General features: G+C 57.4%; 19 protein-coding genes. 6 read left to right on the forward strand and 13 right to left on the reverse strand.

The annotated features are described in order from the left end of the window. Nucleotides 1-85 precede the first annotated feature (85 nt). Genes AC2FNN_RS06605 through AC2FNN_RS06615 form a run of 3 tightly spaced genes read left to right on the forward strand, consistent with a single transcriptional unit; the run spans nt 86 to nt 2,371 of the window. Nucleotides 86-625 (forward strand): SRPBCC family protein, encoded by a 540-nt coding sequence (locus AC2FNN_RS06605; RefSeq protein ID WP_496757438.1) that lies wholly within the window; start codon nt 86-88, stop codon nt 623-625. Then, on the forward strand, nt 612-1,556 hold the full coding sequence (locus AC2FNN_RS06610) for a YncE family protein (protein WP_496757439.1): 945 nt from the start codon (nt 612-614) through the stop codon (nt 1,554-1,556). The genes AC2FNN_RS06605 and AC2FNN_RS06610 overlap by 14 nt, the downstream gene beginning before the upstream one ends. Beyond that, complete coding sequence (locus AC2FNN_RS06615) at nt 1,553-2,371, forward strand: quinoprotein dehydrogenase-associated SoxYZ-like carrier (RefSeq protein ID WP_496757441.1); 819 nt, start codon at nt 1,553-1,555, stop codon at nt 2,369-2,371. The genes AC2FNN_RS06610 and AC2FNN_RS06615 overlap by 4 nt, the downstream gene beginning before the upstream one ends. Nucleotide 2,372: 1 nt before the next feature. Here AC2FNN_RS06615 and AC2FNN_RS06620 read toward each other — a convergent pair whose 3' ends face one another. The 7 genes from AC2FNN_RS06620 to AC2FNN_RS06650 form a co-directional block, all read right to left on the reverse strand. Beyond that, nucleotides 2,373-2,924, reverse strand: coding sequence for a PQQ-dependent catabolism-associated CXXCW motif protein (locus tag AC2FNN_RS06620; RefSeq protein ID WP_496757512.1), 552 nt, complete (start codon nt 2,922-2,924; stop codon nt 2,373-2,375). Further along, complete coding sequence (locus AC2FNN_RS06625) at nt 2,924-3,766, reverse strand: substrate-binding domain-containing protein (protein ID WP_496757442.1); 843 nt, start codon at nt 3,764-3,766, stop codon at nt 2,924-2,926. Before AC2FNN_RS06625 ends, AC2FNN_RS06620 begins: the two co-directional genes overlap by 1 nt. Then, nucleotides 3,750-4,253, reverse strand: coding sequence for a c-type cytochrome, methanol metabolism-related (locus AC2FNN_RS06630; RefSeq protein WP_496757444.1), 504 nt, complete (start codon nt 4,251-4,253; stop codon nt 3,750-3,752). Before AC2FNN_RS06630 ends, AC2FNN_RS06625 begins: the two co-directional genes overlap by 17 nt. Nucleotides 4,254-4,322: 69 nt before the next feature. Continuing rightward, complete coding sequence (gene xoxF5 / locus AC2FNN_RS06635) at nt 4,323-6,125, reverse strand: lanthanide-dependent methanol dehydrogenase XoxF5 (protein ID WP_171637184.1); 1,803 nt, start codon at nt 6,123-6,125, stop codon at nt 4,323-4,325. A 134-nt stretch (nt 6,126-6,259) separates the two neighbouring features. Further along, nucleotides 6,260-6,616: a c-type cytochrome gene (locus AC2FNN_RS06640; protein WP_171118314.1), complete on the reverse strand. Its 357-nt coding sequence runs from the start codon at nt 6,614-6,616 to the stop codon at nt 6,260-6,262. Nucleotides 6,617-6,671: 55 nt separating this feature from the next. Next, nucleotides 6,672-7,505 (reverse strand): S-formylglutathione hydrolase, encoded by an 834-nt coding sequence (gene fghA / locus AC2FNN_RS06645; protein WP_496757445.1) that lies wholly within the window; start codon nt 7,503-7,505, stop codon nt 6,672-6,674. A gap of 1 nt (nt 7,506) precedes the next feature. Beyond that, nucleotides 7,507-8,619: an S-(hydroxymethyl)glutathione dehydrogenase/class III alcohol dehydrogenase gene (locus tag AC2FNN_RS06650; protein WP_171170153.1), complete on the reverse strand. Its 1,113-nt coding sequence runs from the start codon at nt 8,617-8,619 to the stop codon at nt 7,507-7,509. 165 nt (nt 8,620-8,784) lie between these two features. Here AC2FNN_RS06650 and AC2FNN_RS06655 point away from each other — a divergent pair, with 165 nt between their 5' ends. After that, nucleotides 8,785-9,399 carry a hypothetical protein gene (locus AC2FNN_RS06655; RefSeq protein ID WP_496757446.1) on the forward strand — a complete coding sequence of 205 codons (615 nt, stop codon included), beginning with the start codon at nt 8,785-8,787 and terminating at the stop codon, nt 9,397-9,399. Between the two features lie 29 nt (nt 9,400-9,428). Next, nucleotides 9,429-10,208 carry a pentapeptide repeat-containing protein gene (locus tag AC2FNN_RS06660; RefSeq protein ID WP_496757447.1) on the forward strand — a complete coding sequence of 260 codons (780 nt, stop codon included), beginning with the start codon at nt 9,429-9,431 and terminating at the stop codon, nt 10,206-10,208. 5 nt (nt 10,209-10,213) lie between these two features. On the opposite strand, the gene AC2FNN_RS06665 is transcribed toward AC2FNN_RS06660, so the two are convergent. After that, a complete protein-coding gene (locus AC2FNN_RS06665) occupies nt 10,214-11,245 on the reverse strand; it encodes a quinoprotein relay system zinc metallohydrolase 2 (protein WP_496757448.1) in 1,032 nt (343 codons plus the stop codon). A gap of 122 nt (nt 11,246-11,367) precedes the next feature. Here AC2FNN_RS06665 and AC2FNN_RS06670 point away from each other — a divergent pair, with 122 nt between their 5' ends. Then, nucleotides 11,368-12,180, forward strand: coding sequence for a quinoprotein dehydrogenase-associated SoxYZ-like carrier (locus AC2FNN_RS06670; RefSeq protein WP_496757449.1), 813 nt, complete (start codon nt 11,368-11,370; stop codon nt 12,178-12,180). Nucleotides 12,181-12,195: 15 nt separating this feature from the next. Here the strand turns inward: AC2FNN_RS06670 and AC2FNN_RS06675 are convergent, their stop codons facing one another. From AC2FNN_RS06675 to AC2FNN_RS06695, 5 genes are read right to left on the reverse strand one after another with little or no spacing between them, the layout of a single operon-like run. Beyond that, nucleotides 12,196-12,549, reverse strand: a complete 354-nt coding sequence (locus AC2FNN_RS06675) for a hypothetical protein (protein WP_171229304.1) — start codon at nt 12,547-12,549, stop codon at nt 12,196-12,198. Nucleotides 12,550-12,581: 32 nt separating this feature from the next. After that, complete coding sequence (locus AC2FNN_RS06680) at nt 12,582-13,256, reverse strand: hypothetical protein (protein ID WP_496757451.1); 675 nt, start codon at nt 13,254-13,256, stop codon at nt 12,582-12,584. Between the two features lie 45 nt (nt 13,257-13,301). Next, nucleotides 13,302-15,557 carry a hybrid sensor histidine kinase/response regulator gene (locus AC2FNN_RS06685; RefSeq protein WP_496757452.1) on the reverse strand — a complete coding sequence of 752 codons (2,256 nt, stop codon included), beginning with the start codon at nt 15,555-15,557 and terminating at the stop codon, nt 13,302-13,304. 2 nt (nt 15,558-15,559) lie between these two features. Continuing rightward, nucleotides 15,560-16,717, reverse strand: a complete 1,158-nt coding sequence (locus AC2FNN_RS06690; protein WP_496757453.1) for an FIST N-terminal domain-containing protein — start codon at nt 16,715-16,717, stop codon at nt 15,560-15,562. A gap of 9 nt (nt 16,718-16,726) precedes the next feature. Beyond that, nucleotides 16,727-17,446 (reverse strand): response regulator, encoded by a 720-nt coding sequence (locus AC2FNN_RS06695; protein WP_496757454.1) that lies wholly within the window; start codon nt 17,444-17,446, stop codon nt 16,727-16,729. Between the last annotated feature and the right edge of the window lie 18 nt (nt 17,447-17,464).

A 17,464-nucleotide genomic window follows, 5' to 3' on the forward strand; every position in this document is an offset into this window, starting at 1 on the left:
GACCGGCAAGGTGCGCTCGCACGTCAGGTCTGACAGAAGAAACGCCACGTGGGCCGACGCTCTGCGCATTCAGGGAGGACATGGAATGAATCGACGTTTTCTTCTTGCCGCAACCACCGCTCTGCTGGTTCCGGGTCTGGTTTGGGCCCACGGGCCGACCCGGCAGAAAGTCACGCTGACTGCCGAGGTCGCAGCCTCACCAGAAGAAGTCTGGGCCGTTGTCGGGAACTTTGATGACATGTCGTGGCATCCGGCTGTGTTTGCGACCGAAGGAAATGGCGGCAATAAGATTGATGCGACCCGATTGCTGACACTTGGTCAGGAAGGCGGTCCGACGATCAATGAAATTCTGTACAAGTACAGCGCAGAGAAAATGAGCTACTCCTACCGGATCACCGAGGTCGCGGTAGAGGTGCTGCCAGTCACCAACTATTCGTCGCATCTGACGGTAAAACCGCGCGAAGGAGGTGGTTCGATCATCGAATGGCGCGGTGCCTTCTATCGCGGGTATCCAAACAACGATCCTCCGGCCGAGTTGAATGACGAAGCCGCCATTGCCGCCGTAACCGGCGTCTATCAGGCGGGTCTCGACGCGTTGATCGAGCGGTTCGGTGCGGCAAGTTAGCCACCCGCTGATGTTGTTTTTGGCGCTCTCTGGCAGCCCGACACTGGCACAGACAGCATTCATCACCTGTCAGAACGGTGAGGAACTGAGCCGGATGGATCTTGCACGGATGCAGGAAACGGCCCGTTGGCCCCTACCTGGCAAGCCTGCGGGTGTGGCGGTTGGTCTGGATGAAACGCTGTTCACCGTGTCCCCGGACAGCAAGATGGTCAGGCGTCTGTCTGCCGAGACCGGTGAAACGATCGCGCAAGTCACGCTTGAAGGGGGGCCGATTGGAATCGCTCTGGATCAGGATCGCGGGCGGGTTTTCGTCTCGGACTGGTACAACGCCCGACTGTGGGTGCTGGACGGTGAAACCCTGAAAGTTCAATCCGAGTTGCCCACCGGAGCCGCCCCGGCGGGTATTGCGATATCAAAAGACGGGCGTTTTCTGGCGTCGGCCGACAAGGACGCGGACCAGGTGTCGGTTTTCGATGCCGACACTCTTCAGCCTCTGCACCGCAGCCCGGTTGGATCACGCCCCTTCGGGCTGCGTTTTGACCCGGATGGGCGTCTGTTCGTCGGCAATGTCGGCGGCAATGATGTCAGCGTGGTCGATGCGGAAACCGGCACTGTCCTCGCAACGGTCCCGGTCGGGGAACGCCCTTACGGCATCGCCTTCGCCCATGGCCGGGCGTTCGTCACGAACCAATATGCCAATACGCTCAGCGTCATATCTCTGGCGACGCTCGAACATGAGGCCGTGATTGATGTTGGAGAATACCCCGAAGGCATTGATGCGACGGCGGGCGAAGATCTTGTGGTCATCGCAAACTGGTTCGACAACACCGTCAGCATCGTGGACCCGCAGGCACTGTCGGTGGTAGAAACAATGGAAACCTGTGACGGGCCCCGTGCCTTTGGCCGGTTCCTGCAAGGAGGACGACCATGAAAGTTTCTCATCTGATTGCAGTCCTGTTCTGTGTGCTGGCGGCTCCGGTTTGGGCATCCAACGAGGCATGGGAAAATGTCCGAGCGATGTTGTATGGCGACCGACCGATGCAAAACGGAGATGCGTTCATCGCGATTGATGCCCCCTATCGCACGCCCGATGATGCGCGGGCTCAACTGGCGGCTCAGGTTGCGGCCCCGCGGGGAACGAAGGTGGCCAAGGTGACGCTGGTGCTGGACGAAAACCCGATGCCGGTTTCTGCCGTGTTCGAGTTGGAAGAGCCATTGCCGGGTTTCTACTTCGACGTGACCATGCGCGTGAACGGCCCGACCCCGATGCATGTCATCGCCGAAACCACGGATGGCCGCCTTTGGGTATCGGAAACTTTCGTCAAAACCTCGGGTCTTGGCGCCTGCGCGGCACCCCCCGGGACTGATCCGGAACTGGCGTTGGCAAACCTTGGAACGATGGAGGCCGAACTGGTGGGCCGCGTCCCTGCGTTGAACGCGCGGGCACGATTGTCCAGCCTGGGGGCGGACCGGGCCAACAAGATGGATCTGAACATTGATCACCCGTCGCATTCCGGAATGCAGATGGATCAGATTTCCCTGCTGTTCATTCCGATGCGATATGTAGAGACCGTGGATATCGATCTGGATGGCGCGGGGTATGTCCAGATGACGGGGTCGATTTCACTGTCCGAAAATCCACGGGTCGGCATCTCGGTTCCAAGCAGGGCGCAAGCGGTTGATGTGACCATGACGGACACGGACGGCACGGTCAGTCATTTACACAAGAAACTGGCGGGTTTTTAGATCAACCGCCTCCGGCAACGGGTTGGCCCGGGGCTGGCTTTACCCGTTCCAGTTGATAGCCCCACAAGGCCCAGCCATCGGTGCCTTCCGGGAACCAATAGACTTTGGTGTATCCCCATTCGATTGCGCGTCGGGCGGCATTCCAGCTCATCCAGCAATCTTCCAGGCAAAAGAACACGAGACCGTGGTTGATATCGCCCTCAGTGCTGGCCTCTAAACCGGATCGAAAATAATCTGCCGTAACTTCGGCAATTGCGCCGTAGCCGACATTGGGCAACCACAGTGATCCCGGAATGCTGTCGCGCGGCTTGTCGCGCCAGATCGTGCCTTCAGGCAGATTGGCAGGTTTGGGCGGCTGCGGCAAAACGTCGATGAACGCGACGCTTTGTTCCTGCCACAGGCCGTACGCCTCTTCCGGGCCGATGACCGTCCCGCCGGTTACCTGATCCGGCACCGGCGCGCGGTAGTGATCCATGCGGTAGTCACTTGGTTCGGGTACTGTCTGCGCTATTGCGGCCGTCGAGATCAACGCAATTGCCACCGTTGCCCGCATCATTGCGACAGGTCCAGAACCTCGGTCCCCAGATCATTCACCAAGGGAACACCGGCCTCAGCCAATACAGAATTGATCTCGTCCTGGTTGCGTCGGATCAGGGAATTCAGCTGTCTCTGCCATACCTTCTCACCCGGCCGCACGCCCATGGTGATGCGATAGAACAGGCGCGGCGGCAGCTCTTCCTTGACCAGCGGGATCACCTTGAAATCAGGATAATCCGCCTTGACCAATGGTCCGCCCAGCGGACCCCAGAGAATGGCGGCATCGATCTCACCTGTTTGCAGGTCATCCAGCATGTCGATGGCCGGGCTTTCCACACGTCGGTCAACGAAGAGGTTATAAGGCTTGGCTTGCCCGATCAGCCCGTTCCGCGCCATATGAGCCGCGGGCGGTGTACCCGCCACGATCCCGATCCGTTTTCCCTTGAGCATCGGATCGTTCAGCCCGTCCACCTGGGCCAGATCACTGTCCATCGGAACGATCAGCGCATAGGCGGACGTATAGTAGTGGTTGGTGTTCTGCACCAACTCATGACCTTGCGCATAGCCGATCACCACATCGCATCGTTTGGCGGTCAGCGTGTTCCGTATGAAGCCCGTCGCCTGCGGAAACCAGACATATTGCACGGGCAATTCCAGCTTTGCGGCAATCAATTCGGCCAGTTTGTTTTCAAATCCCGATCCATCCTCGGATGACATGGGATAGTTGGCCGGATCCGCACAGACGCGAAAAGCCGTTCTTGAAACCAGGTCAGACGTCTGCGCCGACACGGGCACTGCCTGACAAAGCCAGACGCAAAGTCCGAAAACCGGCAGGCAGGCCTTAGCCCATACACGCATCTTCATCCTCGCGGATCACGTCAGATTTCGCCTCTTTCTTGGGCGGGCGGCCACGCGGGATCGCGCCCGATCCATGGGCTTTGAGATATACATAGATATCATTCAGAAAGCACATCACATTCGGGTTGTCGCCAAATCCCGGCATCACCGAGTTTTCAGCGGCGTTCACCACCTGGCGGCCATTGGTGACGACATCAACGAAGTCATAATAATCCATTTCCAGCGCAGACTCTTTCAGAGCCGGCGCATAGGTCGAACCCTCGCCATCCGGGCCGTGACAGACATGGCATTCCGCGTGATAGCGCCGGAAGCCCGAAAATGTCATCCAGTCCACGGTTCCATCCTCGGCCACGTTGAATGTCGGGATATCGTCTTCGGTGTAATACCGTCCATCTTCGGAATACGCGACTGCCAGATTGTCAGCGATCGCGGCAACAGGAAGGCAAGATGCAAGAATTGATGCCAGAAGACGTACAGAATGGTTCATGGAACGCTCGTTTCTTTTCAAGTGAAAACCGGCGCGGTCCGATTGAACCGCGCCGGCCGGATCTTTGGCTTAGTTCGGCAATGCGAACACGGTCAGCTGACCGCCCAGCGCGGTATAGTCGCTGAGTGCGGCATAGCCACCCACGGCGCCCAGACCATCATTCGGGTTGGTCAAACCAGCCGCCAGACCGATACCGGCCCAGCCACCGACACCGGACAGGATGCCGATATACTGCTTGCCACCTTGCTCATACGTCATCACGTTGCCGATGATGCCAGAGGGCGTTTTGAACTTGTACAGTTCTTCACCTGTTTCTGCATGAACAGCCTTCAGATAACCTTCGAGCGTTCCATAGAAGACAACGTCACCCGCTGTCGCCAGCGCACCCGACCAGACCGAGAACTGCTCGGGCAGTGACCACTTGATGCTTCCATCAGTGTTGTCCCAGGCAATGAAGTTGCCCATGCCACCATGGCTGTCCGGTGCCGGATACATCGCCAGAGTTGCACCCACATAGGGCTGACCAGCGGTATAGGACACGCGGAACGGTTCATAATCCATGCAGACATGGTTGGTTGGCACATACATCAACTGAGTCTTCGGCGAATAGGCCGCAGGCTGCTGGTCCTTTGTGCCCAAAGCCGCCGGGCAGATACCGGTCGAGTTCACGTCCTCGCCGTTCTGTTCCGTCGAATACTGCGCAACCACGGCCGGGCGGCCATAAGTTTCGCTGTTGGGATCCATGTCGACGCCAGTTGTCCAGTTCACAACCGGGTCGAATTTTTCGGCCACCAGCAGCTCACCCGTGACACGGTCCATAGTGTATCCCAGACCGTTGCGGTCGAAATGGGTCAGCAGCTTGCGCTGCTCGCCATCAATTTCCTGTTCCGTGAGGATCATTTCATTGATGCCGTCATAGTCCCATTCATCATGCGGCGTCATCTGGTAGAACCATCTTGCCACGCCGGTGTCGATATCACGCGCCATGATGGTCATGGACCAGCGGTTGTCGCCCGGGCGCTGCGCCGGGTTCCAGGTCGATGGGTTACCCGTGCCATAGTACATCAGGTTTTCGTCCAGATCCGCAGAATACCAGCCCCATGTGGTGCCGCCGCCAATCTTCCACTGATCGCCTTCCCAGGTATTTGTACCCGAGTCCGCGCCAACAGGCTTACCCAGATGGGTGGTCTTTTCCGGATCGACAAGAATGTCCGAATCCGGCCCCATGGAATAGGCCCGCCAGACCTGCTCGCCCGAGTTCATGTCATAGGCCGTAACTGACCCGCGCACACCGAATTCGCCACCCGAGATGCCGACAATGACCTTGTCCTTGATTGGCAACACCGTGGCCGTGTTGGTTTCACCAATCGCCGGGTCGCCATTCTGGACTTCCCAGACGACATCCCCGGACTTGGCATCAAGCGCCACAACCTTGGTGTCGGCCTGATGCAGGAAGATCTTGCCATCCGCATAAGCCACACCGCGGTTCACCGTGTCACAGCACATGACCGGAATCACGTCCGGATCCTGCTTGGGTTCATACTTCCAGACGATTTTGCCCTCATTTGCCAGATCCAGAGCATAGACAATGTTCGGGAACGGCGTGTGAACATACATCATGTCACCAATCACCAGCGGTGAGCCCTCGTGCCCGCGCAGAACACCGGTCGAGAAGGTCCACGCCACTTGCAGGTCACCAACATTGTCTGCGTTGATCTGATCCAATTCGGAATAGCGCTGATTTTTGTAGTCACCCGTCTGGATCGCCCATTGTTTCGCGTTCTCCATCTGGGCAACCAGGTCGTCATTTGCATAGGCCGTGGTGGCCAGCGCAATGGCAATCCCGGAGGTCCAAAGCGATAGATTTTTCATTCAATCTCCTCCCTTTCGTGCAGCGATCTCTCTCTGCATTGCAACACCTCACCCAGGTCGGATTACGGTGTCTGTTGATGCTCGCCCCGACCGACGGTTTTCCGGTCGCTTCGATGGGAGAGCAATGCGATCTCCTACGACCCGCTGTCCTCAAAGGTCGCAAGATATGCGATGATGTTGGCCCGATCGTCCTCTTTTCGCAGCCCGGCGAAGGTCATCTTTATCCCCTTCGCATAGTCGCGCGGTTTCGTCAGAAACGCGTCCAGTTCTTCAGGTGTCCAGACCAGCCCTTCTTCGGACAGCGAAATCAACACCGGTGAATAGCCAAACCCTTCGACGGTTGCGGCCTGACGTCCAACAATGCCGTTCAGCATCGGCCCCACCTTGTTTTCAGCCCCCTCGCCCACCGCATGGCAGGCCTTGCACTTGCGAAAGACTTTCTCACCCGCTTCGGGGTCGCCATCGGCACTTGCGAAGGCGGGGGAAAGCATGAGGCAGGTTGCTGCGAATACCGTTCTGATCACTATCAATCTTTCCTTGCTGTTTTCATTGGCAGAGACGTTCCGCGTGCCATTCGACATGGTCGCGCGCAAAACTGTTCACGAAGAAATACGAATGGTCATACCCCTCCTGAATTCTGATCTGTCCGGGCTGTCGGCGCTTGGCCATCATGTTGGCCAGAGCTTCGGGTTTGAGCAGATCAAGGAACTGATCATCCGCGCCCTGATCGATCAGCAGGTCACCTTTCCAGCCATGTTCTTCCAGCAGCAGGGTGGCGTCATGTTCGACCCAGGTGTTTTCGTCGTCACCCAGATAGCTGCTGAGCTGTTTACGGCCCCAATCCGACCGCGTCGGGTGTGCAATCGGCGCAAATGCCGAAAGAGACCCGAATTTGTCGGAATTGCGTATCGCGATCGTAATCGCTCCGTGCCCACCCATGGAATGGCCCGTGATCCCGTGGCGATCCTGCACGGGGAAATTCTTCAGTACGATGTCGCGCAGCTCGTCGACGATGTAGTCATACATTCTGAAATGGGCCCGCCACGGGTCCCGGGTGGCGTTCACGTAGAACCCGGCCCCCTGCCCCAGATCATAGGCGTCATCATCGGCAACATTGTCGCCACGCGGGGACGTATCGGGAAATACGACCGCGACACCGTAATCCGCGGCCGCCTCCTGAAATCCGCCTTTGGTCATCGCGTTTTCATGGGTGCAGGTCAGGCCGGACAAGTACCACAACACCGGCACCGGCCCGGATTTGGCCTGAGGCGGCAGGTAGACGGCAAAGGTCATCTCGCAATCACAGGTCTCGGACGAGTGGGAGTACACGGTCTGCTCCCCTCCGAAACTGCGGTTTTGCGAGATGGTTTTCAAACCCATGTCAGTACTCCACGACCGCGCGGATCGATTTCCCCTGGTGCATCAGGTCAAAGCCGTGGTTGATTTCATCAAGTGTCAGCTTGTGCGTGATCATGGGGTCGATCTCGATCTTCCCGGCCATGTACCAATCCACGATCTTCGGAACATCCGTCCGGCCCTTGGCACCGCCGAACGCGGTTCCGCGCCATGATCGGCCGGTGACCAGCTGGAACGGACGCGTTGAAATCTCGGCACCAGCAGGTGCCACACCGATGATGATGCTCTCACCCCAACCTTTGTGTGCGCATTCCAAAGCGGTTCGCATCACGCCGACATTGCCGGTCGCGTCAAAGGTATAATCCGCGCCACCGCCGGTCAGTTCGACCAGATGCGCCACGATATCACCGCTGACGTTCGAGGGGTTCACGAAATCGGTCATACCGAAATGAGTCGCCATTTCGGCCTTGCCGTCATTCAGGTCGACACCAACGATCTGGTCACAGCCCGCCATGCGACAGCCCTGAATGACGTTCAGGCCGATCCCGCCCAGACCAAAGACCACGCAGCGCGACCCAATTTCGACCTTGGCGGTGTTGATGACCGCCCCGATGCCGGTGGTCACGCCGCAGCCGATGTAACAAATCTTGTCAAACGGCGCATCCTTGCGCACCTTGGCCAACGCTATCTCGGGCACAACGGTGTGATTGGCAAAAGTCGAACAGCCCATGTAGTGGTGGATCGGTGTGCCATCCAACATGCTGAACCGCGTCGTTCCATCCGGCAACAGGCCGGCACCCTGAGTCGCCCGCACTTTCTGGCACAGGTTCGTCTTGGGGTTCAGGCAATATTCGCATTCGCGACACTCGGGTGTGTACAGCGGGATCACGTGATCCCCGACGGCAAGGCTGGTAACGCCGTCCCCGACCTCCAGAACAACCCCGGCACCTTCATGGCCCAGAATTGCAGGGAAAATCCCTTCGGGGTCATCTCCGGAACGGGTGAACTCATCCGTATGACATAGACCGGTCGCCTTGACCTCGATCAGGACTTCACCTGCTTTCGGGCCATCCAGCTCAACCTCCATGATTTCCAGAGGTTGGCCTGCCGCCACAGCAACCGCCGCGCGTGTTCTCATCTCCGTCTGTCCTCCCATGGCACCGGAATCAACCGCAGTCCGGCAGCTTGGGTCGAGTATGGGGGCGAGCACCACGTGCTAACAATTAAGACAATGGTGTGTATTGGGTTGAATGGACTTCGCGCGCAGAGTCCATGCATGATGTCCGCGTGGAGGAAAGCTGTGATGTCAAACGGCAAGCTGATTGTTTTGGCGCTGGCCTGTCTGGGCGCGGCTGGCCCGGGCCTGGCAGCGGATTTCTCCGACCCAACATGGCCGTGCATTCAGCGCAAGGTCGAGGACCTGTCGCTGGGTCTCATGTGGCCGTATGAGGTTGTCGATGACGAAACCGCCGAAAACACTGCCGACATCGACGAAATCGCTGGGCTATTGGCCCTGAGGCGGATCGAACTGGAAGACCTTCGGCCCCAGGTTGCAGAGTTCGCCGCGCGGCACAATGGGGATCCGGAAATTCTGGGTCAGGTGTTCCAGCGCGTCTTTGACACCCTGTCCAAAAGGCGCAAGCACATCATCGCGGGGATCGGAGAGTTTTCGCTGAAGCAGATCGATCTGGCCGAAAAGATTGATCTGGCCAGGGTGGAAATGGATCAAGCCCTGTCTTCCGACCCGCCCGACTATGACCGCGTTGACGCCCTGGAAGAGCAGCTGGATTGGGATCAGCTGATCTATTCTGACCGTCAACGCTCGATCACCTATCTGTGTGAAACGCCGCAAATCATCGAGCGGCGCCTGTTCGCGATTTCGCAAATGCTGCAACAATTGACCTCAGACCAGGGTTAACGCAGCGACCTCGGGGCAAGGAGGGACACATGAAACGCATATTGATTATCTTCCTGACGCTGTCGCCCCTCTCGGCCCTGGGCCAGTCGCCACTCAGCGGCGTTGACATGACTCTGCCCAAAATGACCCAAGCGCAAATGACCCGCGCCGATGTCGTGGCCCGGCTTGCGGCTGCAACGGCCGAAGCGCCTGCCGATTTCACCCGGGTCTGGCTAAACAATCTCGACTTGTCCGGGTTGGATTTCAGCAACGCGATCCTGCGGGCGACGTCATTGAACGGCACCAATTTGTCGGGATCCACTCTGGACGGCGCGATTCTCAGCCAATCCTGGATGATCGGCGCCAACCTTTCAGGTGCATCTCTTGTCGGGGCCGAGCTGTTCCAGACCCAGCTCAGCCGGGCGGATCTGAGCGATACGGATTTCACAAATGCCAGAACTGCCGCCGATTTTACCAAGGCCAATCTGAACCGGGCTGTATTCAAAGGGGCGGATTTCTCGGCCGACATGCGCAACCAATCCATGGGGCTTATGCGCGGCGTTCTGTCCTCGGCTCGTGGATCGGACGTGGATTTCACTGACGCGCAAATGTCCCGCGCCGATCTGGAATTTGCCAAATTGCCCAACGCAAATTTCACCAATGCGGATTTGTCGATGGCCACGTTGGGCGGGGCGGACCTGACAGGGGCCACACTGTCCGGTGCCGATTTTACGAATGCCGATTTGACGGCAACGCGGCTGAGTGATGTTCAGGGCGCAGATCAGGCCAATCTGAACGAAGCGAAAAACCTGAATCGGGCTATTCGCTGACCGGGCTATTCCCATTCAAGCTCGGTGAATGCCACCGTTGCATTGCGCGGGTTGTAGGCGTCAAACAAGTCCCAGTGCACCGCTTCTTCCAGAGCGATCGTTTCAACCGCATCCCCCAGCCGCTGACCACTGTCGATTGCTTCGCGCGTGTCACTTTCCAGCACGTTCAAATAGCGCATCATATCCTCGGCCCCTTCAGGCCACGCCAGGATCGGTCCACCATGGCCCGGCACGATTTGGGTGACGTCAAGCCCGGTCATCTGTTTCAAAACGTGTTGCCAGCCGATCAGTTGACCATCCAACGCCGGGGTATGCCGGTGAAATACTAGATCGCCCGCGAACATGACGCCGGTGTTTGCATCCATGACGGTCAGGTCATTCCCGGTATGTGCCCGGGGCCAGGCCCGCAGGATCAGTTTGCGCCCACCCAGATCGATCTCGTCCTTGGTTTCGACGGCGATGTCGACGGAAATCGGCCCGACACCCACATAGGCGCTGTCGCCGATCGCGGCGCTCAGGCTTTCGACATAGTTGCCCAACCGGTCCAGCAGCGCTCTCTCCAGCCCCACATGGCCAACAACCTGCGCACCTGAAAGGGCCAAAGGCTCTGTGCCCAATGTGTGATCGGGGTGCATGTGAGTCAAAATTACGTGACTGACCGGCTTGTCCGTCTCGGCCCGAATGGCCCGCCAGACAGCCTCTCCTATCCAGGGTGCCGTTCCCGTATCAATCACGGCGACACTGTCCTGACCGATGACAAATCCGATATTGGACACGTCGCCCAGATTGTCCGCGTCGGGTTCCGCTATCAAGCCGCGATGCACGAACAGACCCGGCGCAGCTTCTTCAAATTCCAGAGCCTGACCAATGGGTTGGCAATAGGGCGCGCCGCTGTGCCAATCGGACAGCGGCGGAGGAGTTGTTTTCAGCTTCTGCTCGCAATCAGCCTGTGATCGGGATTCGTAACCCGGCAAAAGCTTTTCTCTGCAAGGCTCTGTCGCAACCTGCGCGCATAGCAAAATCACGGCTTCAAACATGACGGCCCTCCGACCGGAACATTGGCATAGATCTCTGCCAGAACCACCGCGCCTTTCGTCGGCATGTATTTTCCCCGCATTTTGTGGCACATTCTTGGCCACCGGTTGCCGGAGGAGACACCATGGCCAGAGCACTTGCACCCGCAGCGATCCTTTATCTTGCGCTATCCCTGCCTGCATGGGCACAGCAACCGATCAAAAATCCGCTGGTCGACGGCGAAACCTGGAAGGATCTGCAATACGATGTCGTGGGCGACGCCCAGATCGGGAACGCGGACACGCTGCTTTCGCTGGATGCCCCGTACCGGGCGCATGATGCCGCAACGGTGCCGATCGTTTTGAAGCAGCTTGATCCCGATGCCCGGATTTCTGCTGCCACCGTCGTGATCGACGAAAACCCGGCCCCGATTGCAGGCGTCTTCAGCTTTTCACCGGCCATGGGTCAGTTGGATTTCGAGATGCGCGTTCGCGTGAACCAATATTCGAATGTCCGCGTGATCGCTGAAACGCCTGACGGTCTTCATATGACAGGGCGATTTGTCAAAGCATCGGGCGGCTGTTCGGCACCGGCCAGCAAAGACCCAGAGGTCGCATTGGCGTCCATGGGCAAGATGAAGTTGCGCAGCTTTGGGGAAGAGGCGCAGATTTCCACATCACGCCGAGAAGCGCAGATCATGATCCGTCACCCGAACTATTCCGGCCTGCAACGCGATCAGGTCACGCAACTGTTCATCCCCGCGCATTTCATCGACCATATCGAAGTCTGGCAAGGGGATGAGTTGCTGTTCACGATGGATGGCGGCATCTCGATCTCGGAAAACCCGGCTTTCCGTTTTGCCTACAATGACAACGGCTCGACCATGTTGACGGTCAAGGCGACGGATACCGAGGGCAACACGTTCGAGAAAGACCTGCCCAAAGCCGCGGCCAGCTGACGGACGAGCCTGCGTTTATCGGAAACAGACAACCTCGGCTTCGGCCTGCGCGCGGCGCAGGTCGGCCACCATGTTTTCGGCCAGCACCGCGCTTTTGAAAAACGCCATACGTTCCCCCCCGACCCGACGCATCGACAGAACAGTTTCCGCCTGTTCATATTGCTCATACGGCAGGATCGAAGCGATCAAATCGATCGAGCATGAACACCTGTCCAGCATCTCGCGGGTTTGACCGTTGGTGACCATGCATGCAAACACGTAATCCGCGCGCGCCGCGGTCGGGTAGTCATTAAGCCGATCCGCAACGCTTTGTGCTGACGCTGCAATGGGCGCGGCCAGAATGCCCGCGACCAGGGCTTTAAAGGTCATGGGGCCACGTTCCCGAATTTGGCCTGGCATTTTCATTCGCGACCCTCCTGCATTCCTTCAAATCGCATTTCCGATCGATAAACGGCCGTGCCGTCACGTTCGGAAACAGCTTCCGCCACGAGGCTCAGATACCAGCCCGGAACCTCTTTTGACACCGTGACGCGAAGAACCAGGTCTGCGAACCCTTGCATCCGGTCGCGGTTCGGATCCTCGGCGAAAGGACGCATGAAAATGGTCCGAACGGGGACGGTTTTGCCATCGATCGCCGCCTCGCCCTCGACGATCTCGGCAGGTTGAACCAGCGCATCCTTGATACGATTTCGGATGTAAAACGGGCTGCCTCCGGCGGACTCGGCCATATCCCGGATGGCGCTTTCATAGAAAACCATGATCATCGGATTGCCGACGCTGGCCGGAAAAACACCCATGGCGCGGTGTTTGTCATCTTGGCGAAATTCCAGATGGGCCATCTCATTCCCGTCATCCGAAAAACTGAGAGAGATAAGACCGGTATCACGTTCCGCCGCATCGGGTCTTATACGGTTTGTGACGGTACGTTGATAAATCAATTCCTTGTCACGTTCGATTGTGTCCAGAACGCCATTTTGAAACAGCAAATCATAGGCTTGCTCGGCATCGACCGATTCCGCGGAAGCCGAATTCAAACTCAGAAACAAAACGGCGATACCGCAAAGAAGCCTTCTCATGACCTGGCCCTCCCAAGGATGAGAGTATGGGCAAATCGCCCCATGTCATCGCCGACTTTTGTCGGTGTTGAGCGTTTGCGCGTGCAAGGCATTCTGTATCTTCCAGAAGATCAAGGACCGCAGCCGAGGCAGCTTGACCGGTTTTGCCATAACCGAAATGTCATGCCGCAATCCGTCTTTGCGCAACGCTTCGCTGCGATCAGCCGTTATCAGAATCGCCGGAACTTGGGCCTGGGTCATCTCTCGGATCCGGTGAATGGCCATCACGCCAGTTTCCCCATCATCCAATTGATAGTCGGCCAGAATAATATCCGGGGGCATTCCGATATCTTTTATGAATTGCAGCGCTTCCTTCGGCGACTGGGCCGGCAGAACGCTGGCGCCGTTCTGTTCCAGCCACTGCGTTGTTCCAAAAAGAACGTCGCGGTCGTTTTCAATCACCAGAATGATGAAATCCAGCGGCACGTCGCCCGTATTGGCCAGAAGATCCAAGGGTTCGACGGTGCTTGGCCCGGTTTCGACCCTGTCCATTTCTATGCTGAACACCGAACCAATGCCAGGTTTGGACCGCAGCGACAGCTTGTGACCCAACAGCCGGCAGGCACGATCCACGACGGACAAACCCAGCCCCATGCCGGACCCCAATGGCACGTTTTCGGCCCGCGTGAATTCCTCGAACACGCGTTCCTGGTCTTTGCGTGCGATCCCGATACCCGTGTCCCAGACCTGCAAAACGACCTTGTCGCCACGCCTGCGGCACCCCACCAGAACCCGACCGCCCGGTTCGGTATACTGTATGGCATTCACGACCAAATTCTGGATCGAACGCAATAGATAGACCGGATCGGATTTCACGATTTCCGAACACGGAACCACATCAAGCGTCACATTCTTGCTCTCGGCTACCAGCGTTTGATCACCCTGTATCCCTGCAATCATCGTTGCGAGGCTAACTTCTGTAGGTGAGACCGTATCCGGATCGGCGGTTTCGAGCCGCGATATATCCAGCAATGAGTGCAGCAGTTGTTCAGCAGATCCAAACGCACCATCCAACCGCTCCATCATCTCATGAAGTTCGGTTTCACGCGTGATCTCCAGCAGGGTCGAGATCATGAGTTTTGCGGCGTTGATCGGTTGAAGCAGGTCGTGGCTGGCTGCCGCAAGAAATCGTGTCTTGGAAGAAACCGCCGCTTCGGCGCGTTCCTTTGCGATCCGCAGCGCCTCTTCCACCTGCGCTTTTTCTTCGTATTCCTGAACCAGCTTGGCGTTCGCATGGGTCAGCTCTGCCGTGCGTTCCATAACCCGGTTTTCCAGGGTTTCGGTCGCGCGTGCTTCGAAGGTTACGTCTTTCAGCTCAACCAGAAAACCACCATCCGGCAGTTGGTTGACTTGAATGTCCAATACACGGTCTGATCCGTCGCGCACACGTTTGCGCAACCAGCCTCGGCTTTTCAACTCGTGTTGCCACTTGCCGATCCTGAGTTCATCATCGGCCTTAATCAGCCCACGCGCCCGCATCAGATCCAAAAGCGTTTGCACAGGCATTTTTGCCTGTAAGACGGATAGCGGCAGGTTCAGTATTTCCCGGAACCGCGCATTGTGCATCATGATCTTGGTATCTGATGAAAACGTGCAAACGCCTGAGCTCATGTTTTGGAAAACCGCCTGAAGGTAGTCCTCCTGACGGTCAATAAGGGTTTCTTTCTCATCACGGTTCCTGCGAACAACCGATGTGATATCGGTCAGCAGAATGACCACATTCTGAGGCGACGTGTATTGTGCGCTGAGTTGATACCAACGATCCCCGCGCAGTTCGATCACGTCGCTGGACACCATCCCGGTATGGCAATTGCGCTCAAGCGTATCCAACATTTTCGATATGCCATTGTCGGACGATACGAATTCGGGGCTGTTCTGCACCAACAGAAAAAACCGACCCAGGCTGAGGCCGGGTCCGACAATATCAGATATATCCGGGAAGATCGCCTGAAACAGCTCGTTACACAGGTTCAATTCACCATCCGTGAACAGCGCGAACCCTTCTTCCATGGAAGACAGGGCCTTGACGAGGCTCTTGCGGGTTTGTTCGCGTTCGTATCTGGCGCTTTCAAGTTCGGTGGTCGCGCGTTCCAGATCGCGACTCTGCTTCATCACCTGCTGCTGCAACTCTATCGCCGACTGAAACGCCAGAAAGGCGGACGGGCCGACATCTTTCTGACGGTTGGCACGCCGCATCAGCGCATCAATGATCTTGGCCTGTTTGGATATCTGGATCTCTGGCGGGTCGTCCGGATTAAGCATGGTCAGCTCAGTTCCCGTTTTTCGGGCTCAAAGAAAGCGACCCCTACAAAGGTCTGGTTCATGTGTACGCCGGATTGCTGTTCGCCGTAGGTGTTGAAGCCAACCACCCGGTGGGATTGCAGAACATCCGAAACCTGTTTGCTCAACTGCTTCTGTTCGATTTCGAGTTTCCGCAGAATACAATCGAATCCAAGAATGAAATCCGGGGCCGTCCCGGTGTTGTCGCGCACATTCAGCCCAGCTTCGAGCGTTTCAATGATCTCCTTCCCGCGCCCCAGTGTCATGATCAGGCCGTCATCGATCGCCGCGAGGAAAGACAGGGATCCCCCCTCCATCGGTTCACGAATGGCACGTACGTAGTAATTGAGGTTCTGCCTGAGAAGCAGCGGGTTTTCCGCAAATACCAGTGGCGAAAGATCTTCGGCCGCGCACCCGACCAGTCGTGCATATTCCTGCGCCGCCGGCGCCCCGTTGATCTCATAGACCACGCGTTCTTCCGGGTCGGCGTCGGTGATGATGATCTCTGACCCGATGGGCAGGAAATGATCAAAACCGATACCCTGAAAACCAAGGTTGGTTTCAATCAACAACAGGACGGCAGCATTGTTGTGCGCGCTGCCACCGTGAAAAACGAACGTCTCTTCATATTGAAGGCCATCCCCGGCCGAGCCGCCGAAAATCGGCAATCCATCCAGAACGGTTTCCAGCGTTGAGACCAGCAAGTCTTCCTGCTTGGACAATCCATCCGTAAACACCAGAGCCAGCCTGTTCCACCCCGCCGTGTGGCGGAATCTTTCGGCCAGTCGCTGGGCTGCGGCAGCGATTTCCGTTGAATTGAGCGGCCTGAGCGACTCGAACAAAATGGACGAGCATCGAAAGTTGGACTTCGGAAAGGCCAACAGCAAAAGCGCATGCGATTCATAACCCGATCGCGTGATTTGACCTGCGGTGGTGCAGCCAAAGACAGGAACACCCGCAAGTCTTTCGTTCAGGCAACGTGACACTTCTGCCGGATCAAGAGTGCTGGGAACAAAGGCCAGGACAAAGCAAGACGACAGATTATCGATTTCCGCGCAGGCTTCTTCAACGGCGGTCGTCGGGTCCAAATCATCGGAACGGCCAATCGCAATGAAATTCGGTTCGTGCTCCAGGTCCCGCATGTGTCCCCCCTAGTGTTGAAGAAAGGATTTGACCTCCGGTTCGTGTCGCGACTGCCTGGCGACAACCGAGTCGACCAGAACAGCGGCCTGGGTCCGGTTGCGCACCCCAAGGCGGCGCAGCAAAGCGGTGATATGCGCCTTTACCGTCGCCTCTGCCAACGACAGCTCATATGCAATCTGTTTGTTGGATTGTCCCACGCAGATAAGCTTGAGAATTTTAACCTGCTGCGGCGTCAATGATGAAAGCTCGGGGCTGGACTGGTAGACGGTGCTTTCGGATGGCTTCAGCTCTTCAACCCGGTTGTATTCGGTGGGCACGTATCTCCGTCCAGCGGTGATCTCCTGAATGGCGTGTTTCAGGGTTTGCGCCGGCGTGTCTTTTGGCAAAAATCCCATCGCACCGTGATCCAGCAAAGATCGCACCAGCTCTCCGGATGCAAGGGACGATATCACCAGAACCGGCGCATTCGGGCAGCGCTGCCGCAGCTGCTGAAAACCCGAGATACCCGTTACGTCCGGCAATTTCAGATCGAACATGATCAGATCTGGCTTGAAGCCTGCGCCAAGAATCTCGAGTGTCTGCTTCAGCGTGTTGGCTTTTTCAATTCGGCAGTTTTCGAAGCTCAGCTGCAACGCTGCGGCCAAGGCATCGCTGAACAGCGGATGGTCATCCACGATAAGCACGCTGGACACCTGGTCCACCGGTTTAGGGCATCCCGCAATGTGCATTGCTTCTCCTCCAACAGG

The sequence above is a fragment of the Ruegeria sp. BHSA118 genome, from assembly GCF_059613405.1.

Bases quoted from the DNA above. Each gene is read 5' to 3' on its own strand.
- AC2FNN_RS06605 (WP_496757438.1), top strand. From the start codon at position 86: ATGAATCGACGTTTTCTTCTTGCCGCAACCACCGCTCTGCTGGTTCCG.
- AC2FNN_RS06615 (WP_496757441.1), top strand. From the start codon at position 1,553: ATGAAAGTTTCTCATCTGATTGCAGTCCTGTTCTGTGTGCTGGCGGCT.
- AC2FNN_RS06620 (WP_496757512.1), bottom strand. From the start codon at position 2,924: ATGCGGGCAACGGTGGCAATTGCGTTGATCTCGACGGCCGCAATAGCG.
- AC2FNN_RS06625 (WP_496757442.1), bottom strand. From the start codon at position 3,766: ATGCGTGTATGGGCTAAGGCCTGCCTGCCGGTTTTCGGACTTTGCGTC.
- AC2FNN_RS06630 (WP_496757444.1), bottom strand. From the start codon at position 4,253: ATGAACCATTCTGTACGTCTTCTGGCATCAATTCTTGCATCTTGCCTT.
- xoxF5 (WP_171637184.1), bottom strand. From the start codon at position 6,125: ATGAAAAATCTATCGCTTTGGACCTCCGGGATTGCCATTGCGCTGGCC.
- AC2FNN_RS06640 (WP_171118314.1), bottom strand. From the start codon at position 6,616: ATGCTTTCCCCCGCCTTCGCAAGTGCCGATGGCGACCCCGAAGCGGGT.
- fghA (WP_496757445.1), bottom strand. From the start codon at position 7,505: ATGGGTTTGAAAACCATCTCGCAAAACCGCAGTTTCGGAGGGGAGCAG.
- AC2FNN_RS06650 (WP_171170153.1), bottom strand. From the start codon at position 8,619: ATGAGAACACGCGCGGCGGTTGCTGTGGCGGCAGGCCAACCTCTGGAA.
- AC2FNN_RS06655 (WP_496757446.1), top strand. From the start codon at position 8,785: ATGTCAAACGGCAAGCTGATTGTTTTGGCGCTGGCCTGTCTGGGCGCG.
- AC2FNN_RS06660 (WP_496757447.1), top strand. From the start codon at position 9,429: ATGAAACGCATATTGATTATCTTCCTGACGCTGTCGCCCCTCTCGGCC.
- AC2FNN_RS06665 (WP_496757448.1), bottom strand. From the start codon at position 11,245: ATGTTTGAAGCCGTGATTTTGCTATGCGCGCAGGTTGCGACAGAGCCT.
- AC2FNN_RS06670 (WP_496757449.1), top strand. From the start codon at position 11,368: ATGGCCAGAGCACTTGCACCCGCAGCGATCCTTTATCTTGCGCTATCC.
- AC2FNN_RS06675 (WP_171229304.1), bottom strand. From the start codon at position 12,549: ATGACCTTTAAAGCCCTGGTCGCGGGCATTCTGGCCGCGCCCATTGCA.
- AC2FNN_RS06680 (WP_496757451.1), bottom strand. From the start codon at position 13,256: ATGAGAAGGCTTCTTTGCGGTATCGCCGTTTTGTTTCTGAGTTTGAAT.
- AC2FNN_RS06685 (WP_496757452.1), bottom strand. From the start codon at position 15,557: ATGCTTAATCCGGACGACCCGCCAGAGATCCAGATATCCAAACAGGCC.
- AC2FNN_RS06690 (WP_496757453.1), bottom strand. From the start codon at position 16,717: ATGCGGGACCTGGAGCACGAACCGAATTTCATTGCGATTGGCCGTTCC.
- AC2FNN_RS06695 (WP_496757454.1), bottom strand. From the start codon at position 17,446: ATGCACATTGCGGGATGCCCTAAACCGGTGGACCAGGTGTCCAGCGTG.